Genomic DNA, 5,392 nt, shown 5'->3' with positions numbered 1-5,392 from the left:
GCGCATGTTGCGTAGCTTAGGTTGCACAGCAATTCCAAATGCAGACCGTGGAGCGGTCGCTCGGCCGCGGGTAGGCCGACAACCAGCCAACCACCTCACCATCTCCCTCAGCAAGCACGCAGGTGGCGGCGAAATCACTGCAAGCAGCAGCTCGTAATACAGCAAGTTGCGGTCTAGTTGCGGACACTTCGCGATTAGTTCCCATACATCGGCATCAATCTCCGCCGGTCTTCTGAACGTCATTCGCGGCAACTGGACGGTGAGTGGCACCGAGAAGCTCTGGCTATACGTGACCATCCGAATCCTCCCAGGCGAACACTAGTGCGTGTCGTGTTTCACGAAGAGGACTCCTCAAAAGTCATGCCAATTGCGCCGAGGGAGCCTTAGGAATATTTTCTGAGTTTTGCACAATGACTTGACCCGGAGCGCAGCAGGCACCCAGGCCGAAAACAAAGTGTCGCGGATTCGACAGACACGACAGTAAGTGTTGGTTGCCCGACGTTTTCTCAGGAATGGTGACGGTGTTTAACAACGGGACTGGTAGCGGATCATCTTGCGACTGAGGACGGAGCAGGTCTGCCGCTCCGACAGGCGTTCAGCTTCATTGTCTATCAGCGAGCCGCGCCGACGAGCTTCACCGCGGACATTGAGGGAACGGGGAGGGGAGGACGACTCTGGCCAATCGTCGGCAAAAAAAGCCCGCCGGAACGAACCGGCGGGCGAGACGGGAGGAAACGGTTGCAACTGGAATCAGGCGGCGAGAACGGCTTTCGGCTCAACCAGTTCATAACCGAGTGCCTCGGCGACCGCGCGGTTGGTGATCTTGCCCTTATGGACATTTAGACCATTGCGCAAATGATGGTCGTCGATCAGCGCCTTCAGGCCCTTGTCGGCGAGCTGCAGGCCGTAGTGCAGCGTGGCATTGTTGAGGGCATGGGGCAGAGGTAACCGGCACAGCACCCGACATGTTGGCGACGCAATAGGGGATAACGCCGTCGACCTCATAGGTGGGCTCGGCGTGAGTCGTCGCATGCGAGGTCTCGAAGCAACCGCCCTGATCGATGGCGACGTCGACCAGCACCGAGCCCTTCTTCATGCCGGACAGCATTTCGCGGGTGACGAGCTTCGGCGCGGCGGCACCGGGGAATCAGCACGGCGCCGACGACGATGTCGGCCGAGAAGCATTCTTCCTCGAGAGCCTCGATGGTCGAGTAGCGTGTGTGCACACGGCCCGCGAAGAGGTCGTCGAGCTGGCGCAGACGCGGGATCGAGCGATCGATGATGGTGACGTCGGCGCCAAGACCGGCCGCCATCCGTGCCGCGTGCAGGCCGACGACGCCGCCGCCGAGCACAGTGACCTTGCCGGGCAGCACGCCGGGCACGCCGCCGAGCAGCACGCCGCGACCGCCATTGGCCTTCTGCAGCGCAGTCGCGCCGGCCTGGATCGACAGGCGGCCGGCGACTTCCGACATCGGCGGTCTTGGCAATCGTGGCGCCGGCAGCGCGGTAGGCGTTGTCGTCGGCGCCGATGCCGGCGCCGGTCTCGACCAACACTTCATGGCCATGAGCGACATATTCGCGGACCGAGCCCGGCGTCAGCCCGACGCGGTATTCGTGATTTTTGATTTCCTTGGGGCAGCCGACGCGCATTTTTCTTCTCCTGATCCGGCCCTTGGGGCTCGTTCCCTGTATTGGCGGAGTGAACCACGAATCGGTCCGCCTTTGCGAATACGCTTGCGCTAAGGGGCGTGTCGGACTTGGCAAACACGTCGGCGGCCAACGGAGCAGTCGTAGGCCCGGGTATGCTACGGTGCTAAAGGCCTCCCATGCAGAGGTACTTCATTTCGAGATAATCCTCGAGGCCGTGACGCGACCCCTCCCGGCCAATCCCTGATTGCTTCATTCCGCCAAAGGGCGCGGCCTCGGAGGACATGCGTCCCGTATTGATGCCGACCATGCCACATTCGAGCGCTACGACAACGCGCCAGACACGCTTGAGATTGGAGGCGTAGAAGTAGGCTGCAAGACCGTAGATGGTGTCATTGGCCTCGCGCACCACCTGGTCGGGATCATTGAAGCGGATGAGAGGAGCCAACGGCCCGAAGGTCTCTTCCTGTGCGACCCGCATTGTCCTTTCGACCCCTGTGATCACCGTCGGCTCGAAGAATGTTCCCGATTGCCGACACGGCTGCCACCGCAACGGATCTTCCCACCCTTGCGCACGGCATCGCCAAACATGGTCTTCAATCTTTGCAAGGGCGCATGTATCGATCAGCGGGCCGATCGCGACATCGGGCTCGAAACCGTCACCGACACGCAATGCACCGACACGCTTCGTGAATTTTGGCGAATTCATCATAGACGCTGGACTGCACGTAAAGCCGATTGGCTGAAACGCAGGTCTGGCCGGCATTGCGAAACTTCGCCTGTACCGCACCATCGACGGCAGCATCGCCATCTGCATCATCAAAAACGATGAAAGGAGCGTTACCACCAAGTTCGAAGCTGGTTCTTTTGATCTGGTCCGAACACTGCCTCATGAGCAGCCGCCCGACCCCGGTCGACCCAGTGAAGCTGATCTTGCGAACCTTCGAGTTCGAGCAAAGTTCACGCCCAACCGCATCGCCTTCCGATGCGTAGATGGCCTTTTGGGTTTCGCCAGGCAGCGCCCATGCAATAGCGGGTGGCGATGGTTCTTCGGCACGATCGCGTCGGTCGTCAGATCACCCCCCGGCCGAGATCCTCCAGAAGTGCTGCCCGCACCAAAGGCTCAAGCAGGATTGTGGGAAGCGGCGAGAGGTTCATTGCCCAAACTCTTCAAGCGTTGACGAACATGCGAGTTCCCCGGCCGTCGTCAAGGCTTCATTGAGCGTGAGCCTGGAGCGGCGGGCGACGATCGCACGATCGGGAAATTCAGTGCGGTAATGAGCGCCGCGGCTTTCTTGGCGCAGCAAGGCGGCAATTGCGATCATCAGTCCAACTGCCGCGGGATCGGACGCCGCATCGTGGCGTTTGGCCAGCGGAAGCAATGCGCTCACGGCCTCGCGCAAGCTCTCGCCATTTCGTTTCACGCCAAGGCTGCGTGAGAGGAGAGGGCGCAAGGGAAGTGGATCGGGCGCCGGAATTTCCCGCGCCGTCGATCGTGTGCTGACACCGATGGGAGATCCTGCCACGCTTTCGGCGACCCAGCGCGCGCATACGATCGCCTCGGTCAGCGAGTTGCTGGCAAGCCTTTTGGCACCGTGCAGTCCGGTCGAGGCGACTTCGCCGCAGGCCCAAAATCCGGCAACGGAGCTACGTGCGTCCTGATCCACCGCGACGCCGCCCATGTGATAGTGCTGGGCCGGCCGTATGGGAATGAGCTCGCGTCGGGTCGATGCCGGCGCTGCGGCAGGTTGCTGCGATTGTCGGAAACTGCCGCGCGAATGTCGGGCCGGGCTTTTGTCGTCCGTCGAGGAAGACACGGTGGCCGTTCGAAAGATGCGTCCAGATCGTGCGCGCCACCACGTCGCGCGGCGCGAGTTCAGCGTCATGCAAGTCTTCAAGGAAGCGCTGGCCTGTTTCGTCGACAATCGTCGCGCCTTCGCCGCGAACCGCTTCGCTGATCAGCGGCATCGGGCGATCCGGCCCGTCGAGCGCCGTCGGATGAAACTGGATGAATTCCAGGTCGGCAAGGACCGCACCGCGCGCGCCGCAAGCGCCAGCCCCGCCGCCGGCACGAACGATGCGCTGGCGGCTGTGCGCGGCCTCCAATCCCAGCAGCAGTGCTCCTTCAGGCGTTCAATCGAAGCGGGCCCCAAGGTTTGCCAGGGTCCCAATCGCGTTCGGAGCGGCATGGAGGATGCGCTAACGATTTCCGCGTCGTACAGCCCATCGCCGGCAGCGAGCGTGTCGGCGAGGTGCAGTACCGGATCGTCGTCAACGCCAAGGCTGGCAGCCAGTCCGCCCTGTGCCCACACACTCGATGCCTCAATCCGAGCCGTGTCCTGGACAAAAAGAAGCACTGGCTCAGGCGAACGGGTGAGCCGCTTCACGGTCTTCCTGCGTAACAACGACCGGCAGTCGCGGCGCGATCATGGACGGCTTGATTGACGTGCTTGGTCCCCTTCCCCACTCCGCCCGTCGATCACCTTCGACCGCGGCACGGAGTTCACAGACTGGCCGTACCTTCAGGCCGGTCTCGGCGTGCAGACATGGTTCTGCGATCTGCAGGCGCCGTGGCACAAAGGCACGGTGTAAAACACCAAGCGCTGCGCTCGCAAATGGCTTCCGCGAGACACCGATCCATTGTCGATCGAGCATCGCGACCTGCACCAGTGTGCGCCCATCTCAACTCGACGCCCCGCAAATGCCTCGGCTTCAGAACACCGGCCGAAGTCTTCCGTCAGAAGATACTGTCGGCCAATCGGGGACGCGTTAACCTGCCGCATTGCCAGGTCGCACTTCAGCGAGAACTCACAGCAGACCACCATTGGCTGGGTCACCCGCTCGCGGTGCGGCTTTTGACTTTTTCACTCCGCGATTCATTGCGCGGAAATGACTTTGTAAATGCGATCAAATGCCATCGCAGCCTGGTTTCGTCTGCGGAAGCCGAAGCCGCGTAGGTCGCCGCGCTGGAGTACAGCAATCAGTTCTCGCAGTTCGGACGAAAGAAGTTCCACCTCTTGATCCCAGTCTAATTTAGGCACGCAGCTAAGCCAAATTCTACCAATCTCGAAGTACAGCTGCTCAGTTATCTCGCGTGCCCTAATATTTGAGATAGTGCCTGCGAGCGCTTCTTCAATTTCTCGATGTATCCTGCCTAGCAAATAAACGTCATGATTTGACTGAAGCTGCTTAGCATCATCGGCCAATCTTTGCAGTGATTGAATGGTTACCCCAGGAATCGGCAATTCTATAAATCTGTAAAGATTCTCAGCCAGAACCATTCTTACTTCATATATCTGGCTGAGAGTTTTTGAATCGACATCCGTTACGGTAGTATAGGAACCCTGAGATCGCACCAGAAGGTGTTCGAATTCCAGGCGCTGAAGCACTTTGCGAAGGGGTGTCCGACTGATCCCGAACTCAGCAGCGAGGGTGTTCTCCGACAACTTTGTTCCCGGTGAATACTCTAGTAGAGCAATACGATTCCGTAGAATCTCATAAATCCCCGATGCCGTATTGAAAGATTGTTCAGCTTCGATAACCTTCATCGCCTTCGCAAAACCCTATTCTCTAAGCGGCTTCCAGAGATAACCTTGGCGAAGCTACTAAACCTCAGCGAGATCTCTTGGGGAATTCGTCACGAAAACACCGCCGGACTTCTCAACCAGCGCACAATCCGACAAGAAATTATCGTTGCCCGCGTCATCCGTAATCCATGTGAGCAGGTGGAATACCATCCCCTCCC

General features: G+C 59.7%; 1 protein-coding gene and 5 pseudogenes. 1 reads left to right on the top strand and 5 read right to left on the bottom strand.

What is annotated here, in order from left to right:
* Window positions 1-750: 750 nt before the first annotated feature.
* The 4 pseudogenes from NKI59_RS34525 to NKI59_RS34510 all read right to left on the bottom strand — a co-directional run bounded on the left by NKI59_RS34525 (window position 751) and on the right by NKI59_RS34510 (window position 4,052).
* Window positions 751-1,650 (bottom strand): annotated as a pseudogene (locus NKI59_RS34525) (alanine dehydrogenase).
* Window positions 1,651-1,813: 163 nt separating this feature from the next.
* Window positions 1,814-2,579, bottom strand: a pseudogene (locus NKI59_RS34520) (aldehyde dehydrogenase family protein).
* 107 nt (window positions 2,580-2,686) lie between these two features.
* Window positions 2,687-2,805 (bottom strand): annotated as a pseudogene (locus NKI59_RS34515) (carboxylating nicotinate-nucleotide diphosphorylase); the annotation flags it as partial.
* Window positions 2,802-4,052 (bottom strand): annotated as a pseudogene (locus tag NKI59_RS34510) (FAD-binding protein). The pseudogenes NKI59_RS34515 and NKI59_RS34510, both read right to left, overlap by 4 nt.
* Between NKI59_RS34510 and NKI59_RS34505 the strand changes: the two are divergent.
* Window positions 4,015-4,409: pseudogene (locus NKI59_RS34505) on the top strand (IS30 family transposase); the annotation flags it as partial. The pseudogenes NKI59_RS34510 and NKI59_RS34505 sit on opposite strands and share 38 nt — an antisense overlap.
* Before the next feature lie 114 nt (window positions 4,410-4,523).
* Here the strand turns inward: NKI59_RS34505 and NKI59_RS34500 are convergent.
* Window positions 4,524-5,195 carry a GntR family transcriptional regulator gene (locus NKI59_RS34500; RefSeq protein ID WP_352708998.1) on the bottom strand — a complete coding sequence of 224 codons (672 nt, stop codon included), beginning with the start codon at window positions 5,193-5,195 and terminating at the stop codon, window positions 4,524-4,526.
* Window positions 5,196-5,392 lie beyond the last annotated feature (197 nt).

Origin of the sequence: Mesorhizobium sp. M0598, assembly GCF_040320865.1 — a bacterium.
Classification (GTDB): Bacteria; Pseudomonadota; Alphaproteobacteria; order Rhizobiales; family Rhizobiaceae; genus Mesorhizobium.
The sequence above is the reverse complement of the archived record's forward strand: the minus strand, read 5'-3'. Positions and strand labels throughout refer to the sequence as shown.